This window comes from Sandaracinobacteroides sayramensis (genome assembly GCF_022014495.1).
GTDB lineage: Bacteria > Pseudomonadota > Alphaproteobacteria > Sphingomonadales > Sphingomonadaceae > Sandaracinobacteroides > Sandaracinobacteroides sayramense.
On the sequence record NZ_JAKLSQ010000001.1, the window covers coordinates 374,221 to 399,815 of the forward strand.

General features: G+C 67.9%; 24 protein-coding genes. 11 read left to right on the top strand and 13 right to left on the bottom strand.

The annotated features are described in order from the left end of the window. Positions 1-409 precede the first annotated feature (409 nt). Together L6Q21_RS01630 and L6Q21_RS01635 are read right to left on the bottom strand one after the other, a co-directional pair. Positions 410-1,252, bottom strand: coding sequence for a DsbA family protein (locus L6Q21_RS01630; RefSeq protein WP_237828700.1), 843 nt, complete (start codon positions 1,250-1,252; stop codon positions 410-412). Further along, a complete protein-coding gene (locus L6Q21_RS01635; protein WP_237828703.1) occupies positions 1,242-2,603 on the bottom strand; it encodes a M48 family metalloprotease in 1,362 nt (453 codons plus the stop codon). The genes L6Q21_RS01630 and L6Q21_RS01635 overlap by 11 nt, the downstream gene beginning before the upstream one ends. Before the next feature lie 113 nt (positions 2,604-2,716). Between L6Q21_RS01635 and tpiA the strand changes: the two genes are divergently transcribed. From tpiA to lexA, 5 genes are all read left to right on the top strand, one after another. Further along, positions 2,717-3,436 carry a triose-phosphate isomerase gene (tpiA, locus tag L6Q21_RS01640; protein WP_237828705.1) on the top strand — a complete coding sequence of 240 codons (720 nt, stop codon included), beginning with the start codon at positions 2,717-2,719 and terminating at the stop codon, positions 3,434-3,436. After that, the gene (locus L6Q21_RS01645; protein WP_237828706.1) at positions 3,433-4,038 is read left to right on the top strand and encodes an anthranilate synthase component II; all 606 of its coding nucleotides are present in this window, start codon (positions 3,433-3,435) and stop codon (positions 4,036-4,038) included. The genes tpiA and L6Q21_RS01645 overlap by 4 nt, the downstream gene beginning before the upstream one ends. Next, the gene (gene trpD, locus L6Q21_RS01650; protein WP_237828707.1) at positions 4,035-5,030 is read left to right on the top strand and encodes an anthranilate phosphoribosyltransferase; all 996 of its coding nucleotides are present in this window, start codon (positions 4,035-4,037) and stop codon (positions 5,028-5,030) included. The genes L6Q21_RS01645 and trpD overlap by 4 nt, the downstream gene beginning before the upstream one ends. A gap of 9 nt (positions 5,031-5,039) precedes the next feature. Then, positions 5,040-5,834: an indole-3-glycerol phosphate synthase TrpC gene (trpC, locus tag L6Q21_RS01655; protein WP_237828708.1), complete on the top strand. Its 795-nt coding sequence runs from the start codon at positions 5,040-5,042 to the stop codon at positions 5,832-5,834. Between the two features lie 96 nt (positions 5,835-5,930). Further along, positions 5,931-6,608: a transcriptional repressor LexA gene (lexA, locus tag L6Q21_RS01660; protein WP_237828709.1), complete on the top strand. Its 678-nt coding sequence runs from the start codon at positions 5,931-5,933 to the stop codon at positions 6,606-6,608. Positions 6,609-6,686: 78 nt separating this feature from the next. Here lexA and L6Q21_RS01665 read toward each other — a convergent pair whose 3' ends face one another. The 5 genes from L6Q21_RS01665 to L6Q21_RS01685 form a co-directional block, all read right to left on the bottom strand. After that, positions 6,687-7,298 (bottom strand): PEPxxWA-CTERM sorting domain-containing protein, encoded by a 612-nt coding sequence (locus L6Q21_RS01665; RefSeq protein WP_237828710.1) that lies wholly within the window; start codon positions 7,296-7,298, stop codon positions 6,687-6,689. A gap of 174 nt (positions 7,299-7,472) precedes the next feature. Beyond that, a complete protein-coding gene (locus tag L6Q21_RS01670; protein ID WP_237828711.1) occupies positions 7,473-9,020 on the bottom strand; it encodes an acyl-CoA carboxylase subunit beta in 1,548 nt (515 codons plus the stop codon). Positions 9,021-9,075: 55 nt separating this feature from the next. Continuing rightward, complete coding sequence (locus tag L6Q21_RS01675; RefSeq protein ID WP_237828712.1) at positions 9,076-9,456, bottom strand: hypothetical protein; 381 nt, start codon at positions 9,454-9,456, stop codon at positions 9,076-9,078. 62 nt (positions 9,457-9,518) lie between these two features. Continuing rightward, positions 9,519-10,385 carry a YihY/virulence factor BrkB family protein gene (locus L6Q21_RS01680; RefSeq protein WP_237828714.1) on the bottom strand — a complete coding sequence of 289 codons (867 nt, stop codon included), beginning with the start codon at positions 10,383-10,385 and terminating at the stop codon, positions 9,519-9,521. Positions 10,386-10,395: 10 nt separating this feature from the next. Then, positions 10,396-11,319: a DnaJ C-terminal domain-containing protein gene (locus tag L6Q21_RS01685; protein WP_237828715.1), complete on the bottom strand. Its 924-nt coding sequence runs from the start codon at positions 11,317-11,319 to the stop codon at positions 10,396-10,398. 141 nt (positions 11,320-11,460) lie between these two features. Between L6Q21_RS01685 and pdxH the strand changes: the two genes are divergently transcribed. Continuing rightward, the gene (pdxH, locus tag L6Q21_RS01690; RefSeq protein ID WP_237828717.1) at positions 11,461-12,045 is read left to right on the top strand and encodes a pyridoxamine 5'-phosphate oxidase; all 585 of its coding nucleotides are present in this window, start codon (positions 11,461-11,463) and stop codon (positions 12,043-12,045) included. Positions 12,046-12,051: 6 nt separating this feature from the next. On the opposite strand, the gene glpD is transcribed toward pdxH, so the two are convergent. Beyond that, positions 12,052-13,524, bottom strand: coding sequence for a glycerol-3-phosphate dehydrogenase (gene glpD, locus L6Q21_RS01695; protein ID WP_237828718.1), 1,473 nt, complete (start codon positions 13,522-13,524; stop codon positions 12,052-12,054). A 230-nt stretch (positions 13,525-13,754) separates the two neighbouring features. On the opposite strand from glpD, the gene L6Q21_RS01700 reads away from it, so the two are divergent. Beyond that, on the top strand, positions 13,755-14,468 hold the full coding sequence (locus L6Q21_RS01700; protein WP_237828719.1) for a superoxide dismutase: 714 nt from the start codon (positions 13,755-13,757) through the stop codon (positions 14,466-14,468). A gap of 61 nt (positions 14,469-14,529) precedes the next feature. Here the strand turns inward: L6Q21_RS01700 and L6Q21_RS01705 are convergent, their stop codons facing one another. Beyond that, complete coding sequence (locus tag L6Q21_RS01705) at positions 14,530-16,764, bottom strand: patatin-like phospholipase family protein (RefSeq protein WP_237828720.1); 2,235 nt, start codon at positions 16,762-16,764, stop codon at positions 14,530-14,532. A 97-nt stretch (positions 16,765-16,861) separates the two neighbouring features. Between L6Q21_RS01705 and L6Q21_RS01710 the strand changes: the two genes are divergently transcribed. Beyond that, on the top strand, positions 16,862-17,158 hold the full coding sequence (locus L6Q21_RS01710) for a c-type cytochrome (protein WP_237828721.1): 297 nt from the start codon (positions 16,862-16,864) through the stop codon (positions 17,156-17,158). A 4-nt stretch (positions 17,159-17,162) separates the two neighbouring features. On the opposite strand, the gene L6Q21_RS01715 is transcribed toward L6Q21_RS01710, so the two are convergent. Then, positions 17,163-20,321: a DUF748 domain-containing protein gene (locus L6Q21_RS01715; RefSeq protein WP_237828722.1), complete on the bottom strand. Its 3,159-nt coding sequence runs from the start codon at positions 20,319-20,321 to the stop codon at positions 17,163-17,165. Between the two features lie 175 nt (positions 20,322-20,496). Here L6Q21_RS01715 and L6Q21_RS01720 point away from each other — a divergent pair, with 175 nt between their 5' ends. Then, positions 20,497-21,078 carry a DUF4136 domain-containing protein gene (locus tag L6Q21_RS01720; RefSeq protein WP_237828723.1) on the top strand — a complete coding sequence of 194 codons (582 nt, stop codon included), beginning with the start codon at positions 20,497-20,499 and terminating at the stop codon, positions 21,076-21,078. A gap of 53 nt (positions 21,079-21,131) precedes the next feature. Here the strand turns inward: L6Q21_RS01720 and L6Q21_RS01725 are convergent, their stop codons facing one another. Beyond that, positions 21,132-22,583 carry a coniferyl aldehyde dehydrogenase gene (locus L6Q21_RS01725; RefSeq protein WP_237828724.1) on the bottom strand — a complete coding sequence of 484 codons (1,452 nt, stop codon included), beginning with the start codon at positions 22,581-22,583 and terminating at the stop codon, positions 21,132-21,134. A gap of 78 nt (positions 22,584-22,661) precedes the next feature. Continuing rightward, positions 22,662-23,426 carry an NUDIX hydrolase gene (locus L6Q21_RS01730; RefSeq protein WP_237828725.1) on the bottom strand — a complete coding sequence of 255 codons (765 nt, stop codon included), beginning with the start codon at positions 23,424-23,426 and terminating at the stop codon, positions 22,662-22,664. A gap of 100 nt (positions 23,427-23,526) precedes the next feature. On the opposite strand from L6Q21_RS01730, the gene L6Q21_RS01735 reads away from it, so the two are divergent. Together L6Q21_RS01735 and L6Q21_RS01740 are read left to right on the top strand one after the other, a co-directional pair. Continuing rightward, positions 23,527-24,429, top strand: coding sequence for an acyl-CoA thioesterase (locus L6Q21_RS01735; protein WP_237828726.1), 903 nt, complete (start codon positions 23,527-23,529; stop codon positions 24,427-24,429). Then, positions 24,426-24,713, top strand: a complete 288-nt coding sequence (locus L6Q21_RS01740) for a DUF167 domain-containing protein (protein ID WP_237828728.1) — start codon at positions 24,426-24,428, stop codon at positions 24,711-24,713. Before L6Q21_RS01735 ends, L6Q21_RS01740 begins: the two co-directional genes overlap by 4 nt. 54 nt (positions 24,714-24,767) lie before the next feature. Here the strand turns inward: L6Q21_RS01740 and L6Q21_RS01745 are convergent, their stop codons facing one another. Beyond that, positions 24,768-25,379: a DUF3011 domain-containing protein gene (locus tag L6Q21_RS01745; protein ID WP_237828729.1), complete on the bottom strand. Its 612-nt coding sequence runs from the start codon at positions 25,377-25,379 to the stop codon at positions 24,768-24,770. Positions 25,380-25,595 lie beyond the last annotated feature (216 nt).

Consider the following 25,595-nt stretch of genomic DNA (forward strand, 5'->3'; position numbering starts at 1 on the left):
TGACCAATATGGTATATTTATTCCGCCATGTAGGACAGCAATGGCGAGTGCTGTCTCAAATCCTTGCGGCGCGGACTTGGCGGACTTTCAACCGCCTCCCCCGTCACCCCGGGCTTGACCCGGGGTCCAGCTTCCTCGCGCGCCGAGGTTCGCTGCTCATGCCCGAATGGCGGGCCAAACAGCTGGACCCCGGGTCAAGCCCGGGGTGACGGGAAAGTGGGGTGTAAAGCGCCGCAGGCAATCGACTATGTTCGCATGCCCGAGCTGGCCGGTTCCGCACTCACCTGAAGAAAAGAGGGTGCAGGGAAATCATTTCCCTGCTGGGGTGAAGGGGCAAAGCCCCTTCGGACTTTCTGCGGTCGCCATCCGGCGACGGGGGGCAAAGCCCTGGCCGCCGGAGGCAAAAACCTTACGCCCGATCCGCGCCCTGCTTCTCCCGCGCCTGCTCGACCGCGAGCTTCAGCTCGTCATAGCCGACTGCGCCCGAGAGAATGCGGTTGCCCACCACATAGCTTGGTGTCCCCGTCAGCCCCAGCGCCCGGCCGAGGCCCATGTTCTTCTCGATCTCGGCCTGGAGCGCCTTCGATTGCAGGTCGTTCGCGACCTTGCCTTCATCCAGCCCCGCCTGGCGGACGCTGCGGATCAGCCGCTCCTGGTTGAGCGCGCCCTGGCCGGCGAACACGGTGGAATAGAATTTCCGGTAGCGCCCCTGCTGCGCCGCCGAGAGGCTGGCCATGGCGAAATGCTCGCTGTCCGGCCCCAGCACCGGCATGTCGCGGAAGACGACCTTCAGCTTCGGGTCTTCCTTCAGCAGCCGGTCCACGTCCTCCGCGGATTTGCGGCAATAGGGGCAGTTGAAGTCGAAGAACTCCACCAGCACCACATCGCCGTCCTTCGCGCCCGCCCAGGCGCCGGCGAACGGGGTTTCGATCGCCTCGCGGTTGCTGGCGAGCAGCTTTTCCACTTCGCGTTCCTGCAGGCGGTTGATCGCCTCCGGGATCAGTTCCGGGTTGGCGAGGATGGTTTCCCTGACGATCGCCTCGATTTCCGCCCGGCTTCCGGGCGGCGGAGCGGCTGGGGTGCGCTGGCCCGAAAGGGTGGTGGCGAGAAGCGCGACCAGCAGCCCCGCCCCCAGTCCGCCCGCCCACCAGCCCCAATGCGCCGCCCCCTGCGGCAGGGCGGAACGCTTCACGCGCGCCCACCACTCCCCGGCATCGGGGCTTTCGGGGGCTGGATCGGGTTCAGCGGTCATTGCGGCCCTTCTTCTTCATGTCCTCGGCGCGGTTGCGCGAGAATTGCACGATGTCCTGCGCGCGGATCCATTCCGGCGTGCCTTGCGGCAGCCCTTGCGCGGCGACCATGGCGGAATTGAGCGCGGCGCGCGGGTCCCCGCCCGACAGCGTCAGCCGCTCCGCCGTGGCAAGGGCGAGGCGCGGCTTGTCCCCCTTACGCTCATAGACGGTTTCCAGTTGCAGCCAGGCGAAGGGGTTGTCGTCGTCGCGCGCCAGCGCCGAGCGCAGCACCTTCTCCGCTTCGTCCAGCATGGCGTCGTCGTGCTCCCGCTCGCTGGTCTGCACCAGCGCATGGCCCAGCATGCCGGCGATCAGCGGGTTGCCGTTCGACAGCCGCACCGCCTGCCGGAGCGGCGGGATCGCCTCCTTCACATGCCCGGATTCCAGCAGCACCTGCCCTTTCAGCTCCAGCAGATAGGGGTCGTCCGGCAGCGTCTTCAGCAGCGCGTCCACCTCCGACACCGCCTTTTCCGGCTCGGCCAGCTTGTGGAAGGCATAGGCGCGCGCCACCCGGGCGGGCGCGGAGGTGTCGCCCGGCGGATAGGCCCTCAGCGTGTCGGCGGGTTCGGACAGATAGCCGATCAGCTTCGCGCGCACCCGCTGATAGCGCGCCTGGAGGACCGGATCGGCGCCCTTGCCCCAGGCCGGCGAGCGTTGCAGCACATCCTCCAGCGCCGCGATCCGCTCCCCGGACAGGGGGTGGGTGCGGTTGTAGCTGTTGTCCTGCGGGATCGCCAGGCGATACTCCTGCCCCTGAAGCTCGCGGAAGAAGCTGATCATGCCATGGCCGTCGACTCCGGCCTTTTCCAGGAATTGCGCCCCGGCCTGGTCGGTGCGGCTTTCCTGTTCGCGGCTGAAGGCCAGGAACTTGCCTTGCGCGGCCTGCTGCCCGGCCATCATCGCGGCCATCCCGGCGTCGCCGGCGCCGGCCGCCAGAAGCGCGGCGCCGATCACCAGAGAGAGGAGGCTGATGTTGGTCGCAGGCCCAGCGCCCTCGTTGAAGCGCACGGCATGGCCGCCCGCCACATGGCCCAGTTCGTGCGCCAGCACGCCCTGCACTTCCAGCACATCGTCGGCGGCGATGATGAGACCGGAATAGAAATAGATGCCCTGCCCCAGCGTCGCGAAAGCGTTGATCTCGTTCGCGCCGACGAGGTTGATCGTCACCGCGCGCGGATCGAGGCCGGCGGCCTGCATCAGCGGCTCGCCCATGTCGCGGAACAGTTTCTCGGTTTCGGCGTCGCGCAGCAGCGACTGCGCGCGGGCGGGCACGGCCCAGGCCTGCGCCAGCACGAGCGCCAGAATCGCCATCAGGGCGGAAGGAATATGGGACCGGTTCATGGCAGAGCTACCCCACGGGTTGCCGTTCAAGCCCCGTCCTGTCTAGAGGGACGGCTTTCCACCGCCTGAATGGACGAGGATTTTTGGAAGCCATGAAGCTGATCGCCGGCAACTGGAAGATGAACGGCCTGAAGGCGGGCGCCGCCGAACTGGAGGCGCTGCTGGCGGCGGAGGTGCCCGCGGGCGTCGAGCTTCTGCTCTGCCCGCCGGCGACGCTGGTCGCGGCCTTCGCCGGGCTGGCCGAGGGCAGCAAGCTCGGAATCGGCGCGCAGGACTGCCATTGGGAGGTGTCCGGCGCCCATACCGGCGACATTTCCGCCGAAATGCTGGCGGACGCTGGCGCGCGCGATATCATAGTCGGCCACTCCGAACGCCGCGCCGACCATGGCGAGACGGACGCCATCGTCCGCCGCAAGGCCGAGGCCGCGCACCGCGCCGGCTGCACCCCCATCGTCTGCGTCGGCGAGACGCTGGCCGAGCGCGACTCGGGCGAGACGCTGGCGGTGATCGCGCGCCAGCTGGAAGGCTCGGTGCCGGAAGGCATCGCCGGCCTCGTCGTCGCCTATGAGCCGGTCTGGGCCATCGGCACCGGCCGCACGCCCACCACGGAACAGGTGAGGCAAGTGCATGCCGCCATCGCCGCGCGGATGCCGGCGGGCACCCGCATCCTCTACGGCGGTTCGGTGAAGCCCGCGAATGCGGCCGAACTGCTGTCGGTGCCGCATGTGCATGGCGCGCTGGTGGGCGGCGCCAGCCTGAAGGCGGCCGATTTCCTGGCGATCGCGGCCGGCGCGGCGACATGATCCTCGTCATCGACAATTACGACAGCTTCACCTTCAACCTCGTCCAGTATCTGCAACAACTGGGCGCCGAGGTGGAGGTTGCGCGCAACGATCGGTTGAGCGTCGCGGAAGCCCTGGAGAAGCAGCCGAAGGCGGTGCTGCTGTCGCCGGGGCCGTGCACGCCGAACGAGGCCGGAATCTGCCTGGACCTGATCGGCGCCGCCGCCCGGACGGGGCTGCCGCTGTTCGGGGTGTGCCTGGGCCATCAGGCGATCGGCCAGGCCTTTCAGGGGCGCGTGGTGCGGGCGCCGGCGCTGATGCATGGCAAGACCAGCCCGATCACACACGCCGGGCGCTCCGTCTTCGCCGGCCTGCCCTCGCCCTTCACCGCCACCCGCTACCACAGCCTGATCGTCGACCGCGCCACGCTGCCGCCGGCGCTGGAAATCACCGCGGAGTCGGACGATGGCCTCATCATGGGCCTCGCCCACCGGGAGCTGCCCCTGCATGGCGTGCAGTTCCACCCCGAATCGATCGCCACCGAACATGGCCACGCCCTGCTGGCGAACTTCCTGGACATCGCCGGAATCCCGCACCTCAGCCCCGAGGGGTTGAGCGCGTGAAGGCCATCGCCACCCGCCTGCCGGACCCGGGCCGGCCTCTCGACAAGGATGCGGCGGCGGACGCCTTCCACCATATCGTCGGCGGCGACCTTGCCGACAGCGACATAGCCGCCTTTCTGCTGGCGCTGGCGGAGCGCGGCGAGACCGCCGACGAAATCGCCGCCGCCGCCTCGGTCCTGCGCCAGTTGATGCTGCCGGTTTCCGCGCCCGAAGGCGCCATCGACCTTTGCGGCACCGGCGGCGACGGCTCGCACAGCCTCAACGTCTCCACCGCCGCCACCTTCGTGGTGGCCGCCGCCGGGGTTCCGGTCGCCAAGCATGGCAATCGCGGCGCCTCGTCTCGTTCGGGCACGGCCGATGTGCTGGAAGCGCTGGGCTGGCAAAGCGACCTCGCCATGGACCGGGTGGAGGCCGCCCTGCACGAAATCGGCGTGACCTTCCTGTTCGCCCAGCGCCACCATCCGGCGCTGGCCCGCGTCGCCCCGGTTCGCCGGGCGCTCGGCCGCCGCACCATCTTCAACCTGCTGGGGCCGCTCGCCAACCCGGCCGGCGTCCCCCGGCAGATGATCGGGGTGGCGGCGCCTGAATGGCTGGAGCCGATCGCCCGGGCCGGAGCGGCGCTGGGCGGCACCGAGATCCTGACCGTGCATGGCGGCGGGCTGGACGAAATCGCCGTGCATGGCCAGACGGACCTGCGCCGGCTGCGCGAGGGCGTGCTGATCCCGGAAGCCTTCGACCCGCAGGCGCATGATCTCGGCCTTCACGCCCGCGAGGCGATCGCCGGCGGCGACCCGCCGGAGAATGCGGCCGAGCTTCGCGCGCTCATGGAAGGGCGCGGGCGCCCCGCCTATCGCGCCATCGTGCTGGCGAATGCCGCCGCCGCCCTCACCCTCACCGGCCGGACCTGGGATCGGGCGCTCGCCGATGCCCGGACCGCCCTCGATTCCGGCGCCGCGGCCGACAAGCTCGCGCGCTTCCTCGCCTTCCGTTAGGGACCAGCCATGCCCGCCGACCGCCTGCAGCCGATCATCGAAGCCAAGCGCGCGCATGTCGCCGCCCGCAAGGCCGTGAAACCGGAATCGACGCTGGACCTGAAGGCCAACGGCCCGACGCGCGGCTTCGCCGCCGCCCTGAAGGCCGCCCGCGCCGCGGACCATTTCGGCCTGATCGCCGAAGTGAAGAAGGCAAGCCCGTCCAAGGGCCTGATCCGCGCCGATTTCGACCCGGCGGCGATCGCCGAAGCCTATGAGGCGGCCGGCGCCACCTGCCTCTCGGTGCTGACGGACGAGCCCTATTTCCAGGGGAAGGACAGCTTTCTTGCTCTTGCCCGCCACGCCGCGCCCTCGCTGCCGGCGTTGCGCAAGGACTTCATCATCGACCGCTACCAGGTCGCCGAATCCCGGGTGTTGGGGGCGGACGCGATCCTGCTGATCGTCGCCGCGCTCACGGACGCGGAACTGGCCGAATTCGAAGCGCAGGCGATGCTGCTAGGCCTCGACGTGCTGGTGGAAGTGCATGACGAAGCGGAACTGGAGCGGGCGCTGAAGCTGCACACGCCGCTGATCGGGGTGAACAACCGCAATCTGAAGACGATGGCGGTCGACATCGGCCTTTCCGCCCGGCTGGCCGAACGCATCCCGGAAGGGCGCCTGATCGTCGCGGAATCCGGGCTTTCCGCCCACGCCGATCTCGCCAGCCTGAAGGCCGCCGGCGTTTCCACTTTCCTCGTCGGCGAGGCGCTGATGCGCGAAGCCGATGTGGAAGCCGCGACCCGCCGCCTGCTGACGGGCCAGTGAATTCCGCCGGTTGACGGCCGACTCTTGACCTGTTCGCCTCTATTCCCCTAATGTTCCACTCATGTTCCAATGTGGGGAAGAAGGTGGAAGGCTGCCATGCTGACGTCGAAGCAACATGAACTGCTGCTTTTCATTCATCGGCGCCTCGCGGAAACCGGCGTTTCCCCTTCGTTCGAGGAAATGAAGGAAGCGCTGGACCTGAAATCCAAATCCGGCGTGCACCGACTGATCGGCGCGCTGGAAGAGCGGCAATTCCTCCGCCGCCTGCCCAACCGCGCCCGCGCTCTGGAAGTGGTGCGATTGCCTGGGGCTTCCGTCACCGACATTTCGGCCGCGCGGGCCCGCCGCTCTCCGGCCGGCGCCAATGATTTTCCCGCCGACACCAGCGACGCCCCGGCGCTCGCCGTGCCTCTGGTCGGCCGCATCGCCGCCGGCCTGCCGATCGAGGCGATCGAGGACCATGAGCAGCTCGCCGTGCCCGCCACCCTGCTGGGGCCGGGCGACCATTATGCGCTGCAGGTTTCGGGCGATTCGATGATCGAGGCCGGCATCTTCGACGGCGACTTCGCTCTTATCCGCAAGGTGGACGACGCGCGCGACGGCGAGATCGTGGTGGCGCTGATCGACAATGCCGAGGCGACGCTGAAATATCTGCGCCGGGAAAAGGGCATGGTCCGCCTCGATCCGGCGAACAGCCTCTACGAGCCGCAACTCTATCTGCCCTCGCGCGTGAAAATCCAGGGCAAGCTCGCGGGCCTGCTCCGGCGCTACTGAAGCGCCGATTGAGGCGAGTCGGCAATGCAAAGGGGCTGCACCAGCGAGGGTGCAGCCCCTTTGTCAAAATCCATGCCTTCAGGCTTGCGTCTGGCGCGCCACCCGGCGGCGGGCCGCCACGCCTACCAGGCCGAAGCCGGCGATCAGCATCGCCCAGGTCGTCGGCTCGGGCACGCCGCCCACTTCGCCGCCGCCGACATTGGTGAAGACGAAGCGGAGATCGTCATAATCCCGGTCGCCGCCGCCGAGCAGATCCTCGAAGCCGACATAGACACCGGCGGGAATGCCCCAGTCGCCACCGGCATAGTCGGCGGAATAGATATGGGTCAGGCCATCCGGGTTCAGGCTGCGCTGGGAATAGAAATATTCCCCCGTGTTCACGACGCGGATTTTGAACACCAGCTTGTCGCCGGCGTTGACCGATCCGAAGTTGAACGAGGTGCCAAGTGCGGTCACCTGGTTGTTCAGCCCTTCGAGGCCGGTGTCCACCCCATTAACTTCCAGCCGCAGCCAGTTGGTGTAGCCGGCCGTATGCCCGGCGAAATAGGCGACGATGTCGCCGGTCGCGAGCGCGGTGAAGCTGTAATCCGCCTCATTGAAAGTCCCCGGATTCGGATATTGCGGCAGCGCGGCCTGAGCCGCGGTCGCCGCGCCGAAAACCAGTGCGGAAGCAAGAAGAAACTTGTGCATGCGCATTGTCCTATCCTGTTCGGCCGACCCTATGCCCCGGCCACAGGAAGAAGCCAGCAACAAGCGTGCCAAACGGCTAACAAGATCTAACCTGTTGAATTATCATATACGGCCACATTGGCCAGGCGGCTGCGCTGTAAAATTCGGCAGACAGCATGTCGGCTTTAACCAAGATCAGCAGCGCAGGCCTCGCCCCTTCGCGCCCGGTTTCAGTGCCCGTTGCGCGGTGCGCGCAAAAGCGCAAAGCTCCTCGCGCGTTTCATCGGGGGCGATGATCGCTTCCACGCCGAAGCGCTCGGCCGTGCGGAAGGGGCTCCGCACCCGTTCCAGCCGCGCCCGGATCTCCGCCAGCCGCGCCGCCGGATCCTCGGCCGCTTCCAGCTCGCCGCGATAGGCCGCCTCCAGCCCGCCGGATATGGGCAGGCTGCCCCAGTCACCGCTCGGCCAGGCCATGCGCCAGCGGAAGCGGTCGGCCGGCGCATGGGCGCTGCCGGCCATGCCATAGGCCTTGCGCAGGATCACCGTCGCCCAGGGCACGCTCGCCTGATAGATGGCCGCCAGCGCCCGGCTGCCCCAGCGGATGGTCGCTTCCTCTTCCGCCCGGCGGCCGATCAGGAAGCCCGGATTGTCCACCAGATGCACGACCGGCAGGTGGAAGCTGTCGGCCAGATCGACCATCCGCTCCACCTTGCGCGCGGTTGCCGCCGTCCAGAGGCCGCCCAGCGCTTCCGGGTTGGAGGCGATCACCGCCACGGCATGGCCATCCAGCCGCGCCAGCCCGGTCACCACGCCCAGCCCCCATTCGCGCCCGATCTCGAACCAGCTTCCCTTGTCCACGATCGCCTCGACGATCGGCCGGATCGGGTAGAGCCGCCGCGAATCGCGCGGCACGGCCGAGTTCAGCCACCCCTCCCGCCGCGACGCCGGATCGCGCGTCTTCACGCGCGCCGGAAGCTCGTCGACGCTGGAGGGCAGATAGGAAAGGAAGCGCCGCAGCCGCTCGAATGCTTCCGCCTCGCTCTTCACCCGGTCGTCGACCGCGCCATTCTTCGCATGGATGTGCGCGCCGCCGAGTTCCTCTTTGGTGCGCACTTCGCCCGCGGCCGCCACTACTGGCGGCCCCGCCACGAACATCTGGGAGAGGCCGTCCACCAGCAGGCTGTAATGCGCCATCGCCATGCGCCCGGCCCCCAGACCGGCGACGGGCCCTAGCCCCAGCGCCACCACCGGCACCTGGGACATGTTGGCGACCATCACCTCCCAGCCGGGGATTTCGGGCACATAGGTGTAGCCCATCGCTTCCAGGCTTTTCACCGAGCCGCCGCCGCCCGTGCCTTCGATCATGCGGATGAGCGGCATGCGATATTCGCCGGCCAGGCGTTCGGCTTCCAGCAGCTTGCGGTGGAGGGCGGCGTCGGCCGCGCCGCCGCGCACGGTGAAGTCATCGGCCGTCAGCACCACCGGCCGGCCATCCACCTCGGCGCGGCCGAAGAGGAAATTGGCCGGCAGCATCGCCTCCAGCCCGCCGTCTGCGGAATAGGTGGCAAAGCCCGACAATTCGCCGATCTCGCGGAAGCTGCCCGAATCCGCGACCGCCGCCAGCCGCGCCCTTGCGTCCAGCCGGCCGGCATCGGCCTGCCGTTTCAGCTTCTCCGCCCCGCCCATGCGCTTCGCCAGCTCCTGCCGGCGGCGCAGTTCCGCTATTTCCGTTTCCCATGCCATGCAGCCAGCATAGCGCGAAGGCGCAACGCCGGAAGCCTGACGGAAGCAGCGGGGATCAGCAGCGGCCGGCGCGCCGCCATTCGGTGCGGCTGGCGAAGGGGCGCCCGCCTTCCAGCCCCTGCGCGTCCACGGTGAAAAGGTCGCTGGTGTCGCGCCGCACTTCCGTGCGGCCCTGCCGGCCGCCCGCGCAGCGGTAGGTGACGACCGCCATGTTGGACGTGTCCTCGATCACGGTGAAGACACAGCCGGCGTTGGGCCGGCCGGCCAGCAGCATCGTTTCCGGCGAAGCGGCGCAGATGGGGGCGGCAGGATGGCCACCGACTTCGGCCGCGCGCCACTGTCCCGCCTGCCAGCCGGACAGGGCTTGCAAGGAAGGGGCCGCCGCCAGCGCAGGCCCCGCCAGCAGGCCGGCGACAAGCGGAAGAAGAATTCGCATATGCCGCAATCTAGGGGTGGAATGCGGAAATTCCACGGCAAAGCGCAACAGGAAGAAAATCTTCAGCTATAGGCCTCGGCCAGCGCTGCGTTCACCTCCACGCCCGCCACCAGGGCGAAGCCGATGGCATAGAAGAACAGCATGGCCAGCATCACCCCCGACAAAGCGCCATAGGTGAGGCCCATATGGCTGAAGCTGGAGAAGGTGGGGCCCAGCAGTAGCGAGCCGATCACCCAGGCGAAAGTGGTGATGAGGGCGCCGGGCCAGCTGGGGCTGTATTTGAATCCCGGCGGAGTCAGCAGCTTCAGCAACGCCCAAAGCACCAGGAACAGGCCGACGGGCGTGACGAGGCGCGACCAGTCGATCCAGCCCGGAAGCTCTATCCCCAGCGGCACCAGCCCCTCCACCGCCCGCACCGCGACCACCATCACCACCTGCAGCAGGAAGGCGACAAGGGCGAGGAAGATGGCGATCAGCGTGCCGGCCAGCGATTGCAGCCGATAGGCGAGGAAATGCCGCTCCGGATTGACGCCGAACGCCCGGAAGCTGATGTCGCGCAGCGTTTCGATGAAGGTGGTGACGGTCCACAGCGCGACCAGGCCGCCGATCCACAGCAGATTGCCGGTGCGCGCCTGCAGCACTTCCTCGATCACCGGCGCGAACAGATCGGCGATATTGGCCGGCAAGGCCCGCAACAGGGCGTGGATGGCATATTGGCCGGCATCCGTCTGGCCGAAAGCCACGGTGACGGCGGTGATGAGTATGATGAGCGGCAGCAGCGTGACCAGCGAAAGATAGGCGATGTTGCCGGCATGGATATAGCCGTCGCGCAGCGTGCGGCTGACCACCCGCCGCGCGGCGGCGATGGTGCGCGGCTTCCGGCTCGCCACGCCTGCCCACCAGGCGGCGGCCGTTTCGCGCACGTTCATGCCCGCACGCTCAGCCGGCCCGCACTTTGCCGCGCAGGAAGTCCGCCAGTTCAGGGTCGTCGGGCACGTCCACCAGCACGCGGGCCAGCAGATCCCCCCGGCTGCCGTCGCGCAGGGTCCAGCCCTTGGCCTTCAGGCGCATCACCTTGCCTGAACTGGTTCCGGGCGCGATGCTCAGCATCACCTCGCCCTCGGGCGTCGGCACGCGCTGCTTGCCGCCCAGCACCGCCGTTTCCAGCGGCACATGGATGTCGGCACGGATGTCGTCCCGGTCGCGGGTGAAGCGGCCGTCGGGCTGGATGGTGATGGTGACGATGGCGTCCCCCGCTCCGGCCGGCCCCTGGTCCCCCTGTCCCGCCAGGCGGAGCTGGCGGCCTTCCTCCACGCCTTTGGGGATATTGAGGTCGATCGTCTTGCCGTTGCGAAGGGCGAGGCGCACCGTCCTTGCCAGCGCCGCGTCGGTGAAGGACACGGTCAGCCGATAGGAGACGTCGGCGCCGCGCTGCGGCGGCGCGCGGAAACCGCCGCCCATGCCGCCCCCGCCCACTCCGCCTCTTTGCGCGCGGCCGAACAATTCCGAGAAAAGGTCGCTGGTGTCGCCGCCGAAGTCGAAGTCGAAATCGGGCGCACCGGCCGACGCCCGGCCACCCGGCCGCGGGCCGGCGCCACGAAAGCCGCCGGCGGTGCCGCCGCCGAAGCCGGCGAATTTGGGATTGCCCTGCTCGTCGATCTCGCCACGGTCATATTCGCCGCGCCGCTTCTCGTCGGACAGGATGTCGTAGGCGGCGGTCACCTGCTTGAAACGGTCGGCCGCCTCTGCGTTGTCCTTGTTCTTGTCCGGATGATATTGCTTGGCGAGCTTTCGATAGGCGCGCTTGATTGCCGCGGCGTCCGCGGCCCGGGGAACACCCAGAACGGAATAGAGATCAGCCATCAGTCGCGCATCACCTGTTGCATAAATGTCACAGTGGATATAGGCCGATCCGAATGATCCGGCAAGTCCCCAACGCCCGGGAAAGCGCGTGGAAAACTGCCGCATTGCATGTGTCGGGGCGACGCCCTAGCGCTTTTCGCCATGACGCACCCTTTGCAGATATTTGAGGCCTGGTTCGTCGAGGCGCAAGAGCGGGAGTTGAACGACGCCAACGCCTGCGCGCTCGCCACCGTCGATCTCGACCAGGCGGGCCTGCCCCGCCCCGATGTGCGGATCGTGCTGCTGAAAGGCGTGGGCGCGGAAGGCTTCACCTTCTTCACCAACTATCGCAGCGCCAAGGGCCTGCAACTGAGCGCCTGCCCGGTGGCGGCGCTGGATTTCCACTGGAAGAGCCTGCGCCGGCAGGTGCGGGTCCAGGGAGTCGTCGCCCGGGTGAGCGAGTCGGAAAGCGACGAGTATTTCGCCACCCGCCCCCGCGAAAGCCAGCTTTCCGCCTGGGCTTCCCGGCAATCGGAACCGCTCGACGACCGCTCCACCTTCGAGGCGCGGCTGGCGGAAGCGGCCGAACTTTTCCCGGGCGAAATCCCCCGCCCGGCGCACTGGGGCGGCTATCGGCTGCGGCCGGACTGGATCGAATTCTGGGAAGACCGGGTCGGCCGCCAGCATCACCGCGAGCGCTTCTCGCGGGTGGAAGGCGGCTGGGACATGCAACTCCTCTACCCCTGAGCTTCCCTAACCGCCGAAGAAAGCCGCGACGCGGGCCTGCGCCTCGGGCGACAAGCGCAGCCCCAGCTTGCTTCGCCGCCAGAGCGCATCCTCGGCGGTCCGCGCCCACTCCCTGTCGCGCATATGCTGCAATTCCGCCTCGAAGATGCCGCCCAGATTGGCGCCCAGCCCGGCTTCCAGCATCGCTTCGGTTTCGGTGCCATAGAGCCGCGCCATGCGCTCTATGATCAGCGGATCGTAGAGCGGGTTGCGCGCCTTCAGATGCGCGAGCCATCGGGCGAAATCCTGCCCTGCGGTGCCGCCGAGGCGCGGCACATCGCCTCCGGGAAGCGGGGCATCGCGCGTCCAGCGTTTCGTCTTCGGGAATAGTTTCGCCAGCACGGCTTCGGCCAGCAGGCGGTAGGTGGTGATCTTGCCGCCGATCACCGTCATCGCATTCTGCCCTTCGTGCGGAACCAGCCGCCAGTCGCGCGTGGTCTCGCGCGCGCCCTTGCCCTCCTCCAGCACCAGCGGGCGGATGCCGGCGAAGCGGTGAACGATGTCGTCCGGGGTCAGCGGGCGGGCGAGGCTGCGGTTGACGGCCGCCAACAGATAGGCTTCCTCGTCGGCCGTGATCCTTGCCGCATGCGGCTCTGATACCGGGGTTTCGGTGGTGCCTATCAGGCTGAACTCGCCCTGATAGGGAATCACGAAAACGATACGCCCATCCGGCTGTTGCAGCATCCAGGCGTCCGTCGTGCGGTTCACCTTGCGGGTGACGATATGCGCGCCCTGCACCAGAGAGAGCTTCGGCGCATCGGCCACGCCCATCAGTTCGTGCGCCACCTGTCCGGCCCAGGGACCGGCGCAATTGACCAGATGCCGCGCGGCCAGCCGCCGTCCGCCGGCGGTCGTCACTTCCCAGCCGAGTTCGGTGCGCCGCGCCGCCGTCGCCGCTTCGCGCACCAGAATCTGCGCGCCGCGCGCGGCCGCATCCTGCGCGTTCAGCACCACCAGCCGCGCATCGTCGATCCAGCCGTCCCAATAACGGTAGGCTCGCTTCAGCTGCGGCTGGAAGGCGGGGCCGGCGGCATCGCTCCTGAGATCGACGCGCGAGGAGCCCGGCACTTCCTTCCGCCGGGCCAGATGATCGTAGAGGAACAGACCGGCGCGGATCATCCAGCCGGGCCGCAGATGCGGCTCCAGCGGCAGCAGGAAAGGAAGCGGCCGGGAAATGTGCGGCGCCGCGCGCAGGATCACCTCCCGCTCCGCCAGCGCCTTTCGGACAAGGGCGAATTCGAAGAACTCCAGATAGCGCAGCCCGCCATGCACCAGCTTGGTGGAAGCGGACGAGGTGGCGCCGGCCAGATCGCCCATCTCGACGAGGGCGACGGAAAGACCCCGGCCCGCCGCGTCCCGCGCGATGCCCGCCCCGTTCACGCCGCCGCCGATCACCAGAAGATCGAGGACGGAATCGGCGCTGTCGGGAGAAATCGGCATGGGCTGTCGCCCTAGACGAGCCACGGCCTGTCGGAAAGTGGCGGGCCGCCATGCGCCGCCCCGATCGCTGCCACAAGCGAATTGCGTGGCGCGCATCGAACAGGCGCGAAAGCCGCTCTTCCTGCCGCCCCGCTGCAAGCGGCTCGCATTTCCGCCTTGTGCGACAGGCTGGGGCGGCTATGCAAAGTGGCAAGTCCCGACGAAATCCGTCCGATCGCAAGGGAGCGACCATGCTGAAGCCTTTCGCCGCACTCCTTCTCGCCGTTGCAGCCCCGGCGGCCATCGCCCAGACGGCGCCAGCCGCCGCTCCGGCCGCGCAGGGGCCGTTCGTGCTGGATGCCCTGCCCTATGCCGCCAATGCGCTGGCGCCGGTGATCGACCAGGAAACGATGGAGCTGCACTGGGGCAAGCACCACCGCGCCTATGTCGACAATCTGAACAAGGCGGTGACGGCCGACCCGGCGCTCAAAGGCGTTTCGCTGGAGCAGCTTCTGGCCCGCGTGTCGACGCTGCCCAAGGCGGTGCGGGACAATGGCGGCGGCCACTGGAACCACCGCTTCTTCTGGGCGCTGATGGCCCCCGAGGGCAAGCGCGGCGCCCCTTCCGCCCCACTGCTGGCCGCGATCGAGCGGGACTTCGGCGGGCTCGACAAGTTCAAGGCCGCGTTCCAGCAGGCCGGCGCGACGCAGTTCGGCTCGGGCTGGGCCTGGCTGGTCGTCACGCCCGAAGGCAAACTCGCGGTCACTTCCACGCCCAACCAGGACAATCCGCTGATGGACCTGGCGCCGGTGAAGGGCACGCCGATCCTGGGCAACGACGTCTGGGAACATGCCTATTACCTCACCTACCGCAACCGCCGCGGCGACTATCTCTCCAAATGGTGGGACGTGGTGAACTGGGGCCATGTGAACGAGCTGTTCGCGGAAGCCTCCGCCAGGCGCTGATGCGAAACGGGCGCCGACACGAAACCAGGCCCCGCCTAGCGAAAGCCCGGCGGGGCTTTCTTCAGAAGATGCGGCCGAGGACCAGATAAAGCGCGCCGTTGCCGCGCGTGAGGCCGCCGGCGATCACGAACGGCCCCAGCGGCGTGTCCGTGCCCGCGAACAGGCTGGCGGCCGGGCGCAGCGCGCTGAAGGACACGTCGTCGATCGAGCTCCAGGTGTTTCCCACTTCCACGCTGCCGCCCAGATAGACCGGCACATTCACGATCGGCGCCTCCTCGGACAGGCGGTGGAAGAAGATCGCCCGGCCCAGCAGCTTGTGCCGCCCCAGAAGCTGGTCGGGGTCGAGGCCGGAGAGGTTCAGGAAGCCGCCCAGCCGGAAATCGCCGACGGACCGGCCATCCCCCCGGCTGGTGAAGCCGAATTCGCCGGAGAAGAGGATGGTGTTGCGCCCCCAGGAGACCGGCTTCCAAAGCTCGCCCGAAACCACCGTGTAGCCGAGGTCGCCGCCCAGCAGTTTCACATGGTCGACCATGCCGAGGCGCAGATAGAGGCCTTCGGTCGGGAAGTTCAGCTGGTCCAGCGTGTCGGCGGTCAGCGTCACCCGCCACTGCGCGTCCTGCATCTGGGGACCGATGTCGGCGGGAATGCCGATCAGCGTGTCGAGATCGACCTGCGCATAGCCGACGCCGAAGCGCAGCTCGGCGTGGTTGCCGAACAGGAAGCCGCCATCCAGATCGAGGCCCAGCCGCGCGTCGCGCACTTCGGCCACCGCCTTGTCGCCTTCGTAAAGAACGGTGTCGATCCGCGACCAATAGGGGGTGATTTCCGCGAACATGCGGTTCTTCCGGCCCGGCAGCAGATCGGCGCTTCCGAACTCGGTGTAGAAGCCGCTGGCGATCAGCAGATTGGTGCCGACCCGCACGTCCGTCCGCCATTCGGCGCCGGTGCCCATGAAGTTGCGGTCGGTATAGCCGAGGCCCAGGCGGATCGCCGAATGTCGGTTGAAATCGGTGGAGATGCCCAGCCCCACCTGCAGCCAGTTGGCGGCCGTCGGGTCGCCGTCGGCGGTGATGGTGACTCCTTCGCCGCCCAGCCTGTCGGACGCGCCTATGCCGTAGCGCACGGCGCGGAAGCCGCCCAGCGCATAGACGTTGTGCAGATCCTCGGTCATCTGCCGCGCATCCAGCGGCTGCCCCGGCTTCTGTTGGATCAACGCCTCGATCTGCTGGGTGTAGGTGTCGGAACGGTTGTCCACCTTCACGAAATCGACGACCGGCGCGTTGCGCGGCGCCCGGGCCTGCCGGGCGGCCAGATGCGCCTGCCATTCGCCCTCGGAAAGCTGATAGGGGCGCAACTGCTCCAGCGCCGCCAGGGCGGCGGCGCGGCCGGCGGCGATTCCGGCGGCGCCATGCTCGAAGCCGGTGGTGGAAATGTCCGGCTGGTCCGGGCGGATCAGCACATCCTGCGGCGTCAAGGTCGCCACCTGCCGCTCGATATTGTCGCGGCCCAGCAGAAGCTGCATCTGGTTCAGCACCGAGACGAAGCTGGAAATCCGGTCGCGCGGCAGCAGCGGCGTGCCCACATCGACGACGATCAGATGGTCGACACCCATCGCGCGGCCGACGTCGATCGGCACATTGTCGACGATTCCGCCGTCCACCAGCAGCCTGCCGTCGCGCTCGACCGGGGGCAGCCCGCCCGGCACTGACATGGAGGCGAACACCGCGGTCGCGATGTCGCCCGAATCCATCACCACCGGCCGGCCCGTCTCGATATCGGCGGCGACCGCGCGATAGGGGATGGCCAGAAGGTCGAAATCGGTCTGGCTGCGCGCCGGCGCCAGATATTCCGCCAGCGTCAGGAACAGGTCCTGCCCGCGCAGCACGCCCTTGGGCAGCACCAGGCCCCGGTTGTCGAAGCTGATGCGATAGTCGATCAGCACGTCGCGCTGGTCGCGCTTGCGGCGGAAGCTGAGGCGGTCGCGCGGGATCGAATCGTTGAACACCGTGGTCCAGGGGATTTCCTCGGTGATCGCCGTCAGTTCGGCCGGCGTCTTCCCCTGCGCGTAGAGGCTGCCAACCACGGCCCCCATGCTGGTGCCCGCCACGGCGTGCACGGGGATGCGATTCTCTTCCAGCACCTGCAGAACGCCCACATGGGCAAAGCCGCGCGCGCCCCCGCCCCCCAGGACCAGGCCGATCCGGGGCTGGCCGGGCGCGGGTTGGGGAACAGTCTCGGCAGCCAGCGGAGCCGCCAGCGCGAGGAGGGCGAAAAGTGGCAGGAAGGTGCGACGCATCGGCCTTCTCTATGGCCTCAGCCGGCGCAACACGCCAGCGCCTTGGCGAACGCCGCGAATTGCGGCAAAGCCGCTGCAAAGCTTCAGGACAATGATCGTGCAACTCGCTGATTCCAGATGGAAGTATTTGGCGCTGGCGCCTCTTGCCATCGCCGCTGCGCCGATTGCCCTGGCTGAGGTACCTCCGGCGCTGCCGCCCGGGCCGGAAACGAATCGGGTGATCGAAAGATGCACGGCCTGCCATGGCCTCGATTATCTGACGAAGCAGCCCGCCGGCCGGGGCGCCCAATGGTGGAGCAGAACCATAGACGATATGGTGGACACGCACGGCGCCGACATTCCGGACGAGGACCGCAAGGCGATCGCGGACTATCTGACCCGTCAATTCGGCTGAGCGTTCAACTGCCTTCCAGCTTCAGCTCCATCCGCGCCCGGCCCTCCTTCTCCACGGCGGAATCGCGGGCGGAGATGAACAGCCGGGCCGGGTCGACGGCGGTGCCGCCCTGCAGCAACGTCTGGCGGACCGATTCGGCGCGCGCCTTGCCCAATGCCGCCAGTTCGGCGGGTGTCGGGGCGAAGGATTTGCGAAGCTCGGCCATCAGCCAGTCCGCCTCCCGTTCGCGCCGCGCCTCCTTCGTTTCCCCGTTCGGGCCGGCGGCATAGGCGGGCTTCGCCTTCAGGCGCGCCTTGTAGAGATCCTCCAGCCGGTCGTGACGTGTGGCAGGCTCCAGCGTGGAGAGGTCGGCTGCGGCCCCTTTCTTCACTTCCTTCGCCATGGCCGCCGCCGCGATTCGGCGATCCGCCATGCCCTGCGCATCCAGCGGCAGGCCGGGGCCGGCCGGTATGTCCAGCCGCAGTTCCGGCTTCTCAGCCAGTCCCTTGGCGATTCCCGCCAGATTGCCGGCCGCCCCCGATGGCACGGTGGAGGAGCCGGGATCGAAATCCACGAACTGCACATCCTCCTTGCCGCCGAACAGGTCGCCCAGCGCCCGGAACGGGGCCGTCAGCACTTTCTCGAACAGGTTGCCGACGACCTTCCAGATGATCGGGCCGAGACGGAAGCTGGGGTCGTCGAGCGACCCGGTCACCGGCACGTCCAGTTCGATCACCCCATTCTTGTCCTTCAGAAGCGAAGTGGCGAACTTGATCGGCATCGACACCTTTTCCTTGCTGTCGGTGGCGTCGCCCCATTCCAGCTGGTCGATCAGGATGTGGTGCTTCGCTTCCAGAGCGCGGTTGTCGATGGCGTAGGAAAGCTCGGTCGTCAGCTTGCCTTTGGCGATGGCATAGCCGGCCCAGCGACCGGAATAGGGGTTGAACACCGGCAGCTCGATGTTGCGGAACGCCATGTCGATCCGGGTGCGCCGGTCGTATTGCATGGGTGTCAGCTCGCCCGAAATGCTGACGGGGGAGTGTTTGTCGATCACATAGCCGTCGAGCTTCACCGCCGCCACGGCGCGCGGGCTGTTGGAGATGTTGGCGACATGCCCGTTCACCCCTTCCACCTTGGCGGCGAAACTGGGCTGGAGCGAGTAATCGGCGAAGTTCATCGTGCCGCCTGTCACGTCCAGCCGCTTCACCAGAACCGGTATATCCGGTTCGCGGACGGGGGCGGCCAGCGCCGCACGCGCCTTTAGGGCGGTGGCCTGTTTCTCGGCGGCGAGGCGCTCGGCCTCGGCCCGCCGTTCCGCCCGCGTCGGCTTCTTCATGGGGGCCACGTCGGCGGCGGGCGGCACCACCGGCTGCGGGTTGAAGGTGACGAGACGCTGGAAGTTCAGCGTCCCGTCCGGGAAGATCGTCAGCGCGCCATAAGGCTCGACGATGCGCGCGCGGGCGACGACCGCCTTCTTCGGCGTAGCGTCGATTCCCTCCAGCTGCAGCCGTTTCCAGCGCACGAGGTCGCTGCGCTGGTAGGTTTCGACAAGCTCCAGATTGTCGATGGCGGCCTGCCCGCGATAGCCCATGTCCTTCGCGCTGTAGCGAACCCGTCCGTCCGCCGAGGCGGTGCCCGAAACGATTTGCAGGGCCGGGAAATCGACGGTGTAGGGAACGGCGCTTTTGACGGGGAAGCCGGCCAGCTTCACGGCAAGGTCGGCAGCCGTCGTGACCGGGTTCACCTCGCCGCTGGCGGAAAAGCTGGTCGAGCCGTTGAGCCGGCCGGAGAGGCTGACTTTCAGCGCTCCCCCCTCCGCGCCGCGCGCGGTCAAGGCCAGCGGAGTGACCGTCCAGGTGGAAACGGGTTTCACCGCCTGGTCGATGAACCGGATCTTCGTATCCGACAGGCTGATTTCGCCGACTGCCGGCATCGGCGCCGAAGCCGTGGCGGACGACGGCCTGGCGAGCGGTTGGGCCGGCGGTTGTGCAGAAGGGGCCGGCATCAGTTTCAGGAGCGAGATACCGCCGCGCCGGTCACGGGTGATAGTGGTGTCGAGCCCGGCCAGCCTGACCGTCGACAAAGACAGCGCCGAAGTCGCCGGATCGAGCTTTATCCCTTGCACATCGGCGGCCTTCAGGGCGATCGTCTGCCCGGCGGCGGGGCCATTGCCCTTCACCTCCACGGCGCGCAACGCCACATCGGCGACGGACAGGCGGCTCTTCAATTCACCGCCCGCCGGCATTTCCGCCTCTGCCGCGATCCCGGCCAGCGCCAGCCCGCCGATGCCGACATCGGCGTGCACCAGCTGCGGCCTGCCGGATACGGCCAGCCCTTTCACCAGGAACTTCGGCAGCCTGGCCGTCGCCTTCAGGCCATCGGCGCCATAGGCAGCGGTGTAGGAAAGGTCGAAGTCCATCGCCCCCGCCTTCAAGGCGGCCGGCAGCGCCTCTCCGGCAAACTCCTGCACGCTCGCAGCCTTCAGGTTGCGGACCGCCAGCCCCCCGCGCGAGGCGATGGGCGCCATCGAGACATGGCCCTTCCAGACGAAAAGCTCATCCGCGTCCGACCGGCCCTGCAACTGGAAGCCGCCGCCCTCGTCGCGCGTGGTGTGGAGATTCTGCAGGCGGAAACCGATCGGGGTCAGAAGCGCGTCCGGCCTGTTGGGCTTGCTGTGATCCGCCAGCAGGGCGCGGCCCCGCTCCACCTTCAGGTCCGCGATCAGCAGCGGCGGCATGGGGTCCGGGCTGGGCGGCGGCATCAGGTCGAGAAGGTTGAGGCTGCCGTCCGGGCGGACGATCGCCTGCACGTCCGGTTCCACCACCCGGACCTCGTCGAAGCGGTAACTGTCCCCGAACAGCGAGCGGCCGGCGAAATTGACGCGCAGCGCCTTCACCCGCAGCATCGGCGCGTCCGCCGGAATGGCGATCCCCTCGATATCGACGGTGAAGCGGAACGGGTCCACCTTCACTTGCCCGATCGCCAGTTCCTGCTTCAGCTTCTCGCGCGTCCAGGCCTGCGCTTCGGAACGGATGAGGCGCGGGGCGAGAAGATAGCCGGCCGCCGCGTAAAGGCCGAGCAGCAGGGCGAGAAGGGCTGCGGCAATCAGCCACGGACGGCCGCTGCCGAACCGGCGCCGCTGTCCTTCCGGCGGATTTGCATCTGCTTCCATCACTTCGCTCACAGTGGCTCCCACACATCCCGCTGCGCGTCGAGCGGGGCACAGCTAGCGCCTTGCGGGGCATTCCGGTCAAGCCCTGTGCCCGCAATCGCCCCGATTTGGGCGATTTTACATCGTTTCGCTAGCCGGAAGCCGCGGCGGATGTTAGCGAAATGGCAGATTGCCTGAGGAGGATTTTATGCCGAAGCGGATTTCCCTGGTGGCTCTTGCGGCAGCGCCGCTGCTGGCGCTGGCGGCCTGTTCCAGCGGTCCGAACATCCAGACCCTGTCGGACCCGTCCGTCAGTTTCAGCCAGTATCAGACGTTCGGCTTCGTCGAGCCGCTGGGCACGGATCGGGCGGGTTACCAGTCGATCGTGTCGCAGCATCTGAAGGATTCGACGCGCCGGCAGATGGAAGCGCGCGGCTTCCGCTACGATCCGGCCAGCCCGCAGCTGCTGATCAACTTCAGCGCCAAGCTCGACGACAAGATGCGGGTCACCACCGTGCCGGAACCGAGCTATTATGGTTATGGCTATTATGGTTATCGCCGTGGCTTCTACCAGCCCTGGCCGATGTACACCGACCGGACGGAAGTGACGCAATATCAGCAGGGCACGCTGACCATCGATCTGGTGGACGCGGCGCGCAAGCAGCTCGTCTGGGAAGGCACGGCGACCAAGGCGGTTTCCTCGAAGGACGTGGAGAATGTGCCCGCGACGATCGAGAGCACGGTCGCCGCGGTGTTCGCCAAATTCCCGGTTCCGGCGACCGCGCAGTAGATTGGCCCATGGCGTTCGGGCGGGCCGGCCAGCGGCTCCGCCCGAACGTCTTCTCAGGCCTTCAGTTCGCGCGCCAGCGCCTTGCGCGTCTTTTCGCCATAGGGCGGCTTGAAGCCCGCGAGCCCGGCCAGATCCAGCTTCGGCTGGCGATAGACGGCCTTCGGGTGGCTGAACTCCCTGAAACCGTCATGCCCATGGTAATTGCCCATGCCCGCCGGGCCGATCCCGCCGAAAGGCAGATCCTCGGCGGAGACATGGAACACCACGTCGTTCACCGTCACCCCGCCGGAGATGGTGCGGTCCAGCACCTGCTTTTCCTCGGCCGCGTCGGTCCCGAACCAGTAGAGGCCGAGCGGCCGGTCGCGGCGGTTCACATAGTCGATCGCCTCCTCGACCGACTTGTAGCTCCGGATTGGCAGAACCGGGCCGAAGATCTCCTCCTGCATCACCGTCATCTCGTCCGTCGGGTTGCGGATCAGCGTCAGCGGCATCTTGTTGGTGTTCTGGCGGGAGAAATCCTCGTTCGCGGGATTCACTTCAACGATTTCCGCCCCCTTGGCGCGGGCATCGGCGATATGCGCGTCCAACCTGTCGCGATGGCGCCTTGAAATGACGCTGGTGTAGTCGTCGTTCGCCAGCAGCGTCGGATACATGCGGGCGGTCGCGGACTTCAGCCCTTCCACCACGTCCGCCTCCTTCTCGGCGGGCACCAGCATATAATCCGGCGCCAGGCAGATCTGCCCGGCGTTCAGGAGCTTGCCCATCGCCACCCGCTCGGTCGCCTGCGCGACGTCGGCGGAGCGGCTGATGAAGGTGGGGGACTTGCCGCCCAGCTCCAGCGTCAGCGGCACCAGATTCTTCGCCGCCGCCGCCATCACATGCCGGGCGACGGACGTGGCGCCGGTGAAGATGATGTGATCGAAGGCGAGCTCGCTGAACGCCTTGCCGATTTCCGGCCCGCCGGCGACCACCGCCACTTCCGCCTCGTCGAAATGCTGCGCGATCGCCTTCGCCATCAGTTCGGACGTCGCCGGCGTAAATTCGGACGGCTTGATCATCGCCCGGTTGCCCGCCGCCAGGATGTTGGCAAGCGGCGCGAAGGTCAGGTTCACAGGGAAATTCCAGGGGGAGATGATCCCGACCACGCCCTTGGGCTGCCACTGCACTTCGGCCCGCGCGCCCAGCAGGCCCAGCGGGAAATCCAGCTTGCGCTTTTCCGGGCGCATCCACGCGTCGACATGCTTCAGGCTGTGCTTCAGCGGCTTCAGCGACGCCATGATGTCGGTCACCAGCGACTGTTCGGCCGAGCGGTGGCCGAAATCGTCGCTGAGCGCTTTCACGAAACCCTCCTTATGCTCGAGGATCAGGGCGATGGCGCGGCGCAGCCTGTCCTTGCGGACGGCGCCGCCGACCGGCAGCTCGGCGGTGAAGGCGGCGCGCTGCTTTTCCAGTAGCGCCTGCATGGCGGCGGTGTCGCGGGCGAGTGTCTCGGCGGCGATGGACATGATGGGCTCCCTCTTTTGCGAAGGAGCCTAGGCGCTTCCAGCGGCGCTGAAAAGCATGACGGCTTTCAGAGCTTGCCCTCAGGCGCGGCGCACATTCTCCAGCCGTTCCCGGCGATAGGGGTAGCCGATGCCCTCCGGGATGGAGAGCCAGCCATCGCCGTCCACCTCCGGCTGCACGAAGGGTGGCGGCGTCTGGTCCATCAGCACGGCGGCGAGGCTGTCGAACTGCGCCAGCCGGGCGATGTTGCACCTCGTCGGGAACAAGAGGCTGATGCGGCCCGCGTCGGCCTCGGCGAGAAGCGCGGCCGGCGGCGCCCAGCGCGCATGGACGGCTTCGTGCCCGTCCGCCTGCATTTCCTCGCCCGGCGGCAGGGCCGCCAGATAGAAGCGGGTGTCGAAACGGGTATGGAAGCCGAACGGCGGCAGCCAGCGGGCGAAAGGGCGCAGCTCGACGGCGTCGAGCGTATGGCCGATTTCCGCCAGCAGCCGGCCGAAGGCGATCTCGTGCCGGTCGGACAGGGGGCGCAGGCGCGCCCGCGTTTCCGCGCCGACCGCCGGGCCGCGCGACAACAGGATGCCGGATTCCTCGAAACATTCGCGGGCGGCCGTCACCATCGCCGTCGCCTCGTCCGGGTCCAGCCCCTCGAATCCCTCGAACACCGGGTCTTCGGGCCAGTCGCTGGCGTCCACCTTGCCGCCGGGGAAGGCGATGGCGCCGCCGGCGAAGCCCATGCCTCTGGCGCGCTCGATGGCGAGGATTTCAAGGCCCTGCGGGCCGTCGCGGCCGATGATGACGGTGGCGGCGGGGATCGAATCCGTCGGATCGGGTGCTTGCATTTCCATCCCGTCTGCTGCCGGAAGATTCCGGTCTTGATACGGCCAGGTTAGCAGAGGATAGGTCGCTTCCCACCCGGAAATTGTCAGGGGCGTGAAGGAGACGGGCATGCAGACGGTTCGGGAATGGGACGGGGTGAGCGCGCCGGAGCTGATCGCGCTGGAACGGCTGGACCGCGACCTGTTCCGCAACCATTTGAACCAGAGCAACGCCAACGACGCGCTGTTCGGCGGGCAGGTGCTTGCGCAGTCGCTGACGGCCGCCACCCACACCGTGGACGATATGGGCGGCCTGCCGCGCGGCGTGCATTCGCTGCACGGCTATTTCCTGCGCGCCGGCCGGGCGCATGCGCCCGTCATCTACCAGGTGGACCGCACGCGCGACGGCGGCCGCTTCTCGACCAGGCGGGTCATCGCCATTCAGGAAGGCGAACCGATCTTCCACATGGAATGCGGCTTTCACGCCGCCGAGGGCGGATTCGAGCATCAGGCCGCCTTGCCGCCCGGCATTCCCGCCCCTTCGGAATTGCTGGCCCTGCCCGAGCTTGCCGAAACCATGGGCGAGCGCCTGCCCGATTGGCTGCGCGAGCGCTGGGTGCATCGCGACACCCATATCGACGTCAAGCCCGTGGACCCCGAGAGCTTCCTGCGGGTGGAAGGCGTGATTCCCCGGCGGGCGATCTGGATGCGGCTGAAAAGCGGCGCCGGCGCCACCCCGCACGAGCAATGCTGCCTGCTCGCCTATCTCTCCGACTATTGGCTGGCGGGAACGGCCGCCATGCCGCACACGCTTCCCTGCCCCAGCCCGTCGCTGTTCATGGCGAGCCTCGACCATGCCATGTGGTTCCACCGGCCGATGCGGGTGGACGAATGGCTGCTGTTCGACACCGACAGCCCGTCTGCCCAGGCCGGGCGGGGCATGTCGCGCGGCCTGATCTATTCCGGGAACGGGGTGCTGGTTTCCTCGGTGGCGCAGGAGGCGCTGCTGCGGCCGCGCCGGGCCGACGGATGAGCGAAGCGGCGATCCGTCGCGAGGGCGACGACTGGCTGCTGAACGTGAAAGCGCGGCCGGCGGCCAGGGTGGACCGGCTGAAAGGTGTTTCCGGTGGCCTGCTGCTGCTCGACGTGGCCGCGCCGCCCGAGGACGGCAAGGCGACCGAACGCATGCTGGGCTTCCTGGCGAGAAGCTTCGGAGTGGCGCGGCGCGAGGTGGAGATCGTCTCCGGCGCGCACGCCCGCTGGAAACGGGTGAGGGTGCACGGAGGCAGCCTGCCCGACGGCCTGACCGAAGGCTGAAGTTCCCCTAGCGTGCTGGCGCCCTGATCGTCCGGCTCGCCTGCATTCCCGGGATCAGGATTCCGGGCCGCTCATCTCCTGCTGGCCGGGTTCTGGCGGCGAATCATAGTCGCTGCTTCCGCGAAACTCGGACTGGCCCGGTTCCGGCGGAGAGTCGCCGCTGACGAGGCAGCCCACGCCATGGCAGCCGTTGTAGCGCGAGCCGCTCGATGTCCGCGCGCTGTAGTGGCCGCCCGAATAGTTGCTGGTTTCGTGCTGATAGTCCCCATGCTTGCTGGTGACCATGCCCTCGATCAGGGCGCCGATGATGGCGCCGCCGACCGCCGCCCCGACATCATGCCCATGCTCATTGTACATGCGGGCGTTGGAATCATAGCCGTCGCCCCTGCCGTAATGGTAGCCGCCGACATCGGCGAAGACGCCGGCACAGCCTTGCGCCACCCAGAGATAGCCGCTTCTGGGATTGTAGCCCCAGGTGCGGTTGAGCACGCAGGAACTGCTGGAAATCTGGTGGACGAGCTGCGGCTTCGACAGGCTGCCCGCGCTGCATTCGGTATATTGATAGTTCACCGAATGGCATTCCACGGTGGTAGCCGCCGTGGCCGGCGAAGTCGCCCAGAAGACGCCACCCGCGAGCGCCAGAAGTTTCAGCCCTGCCTTGATCATTGGATGCTCCCCCTCAATCCCGGCTGGCGGGCGGGGCTGCCCCGGAAGGTTCCGCCGGCCACGCCGATGCCGCAACCCGGTTCCTAGACCCCATGGCGGATCGATGCACATGGACGAGGGCGCGCGGCGGATCGTTCGTGAGCGATTCCCGCAATTCCGCACAAATCGGGAAGCCGGCGGCTCCAGCATCTTCGCCAGCCGCGCTATGTTCCGGCC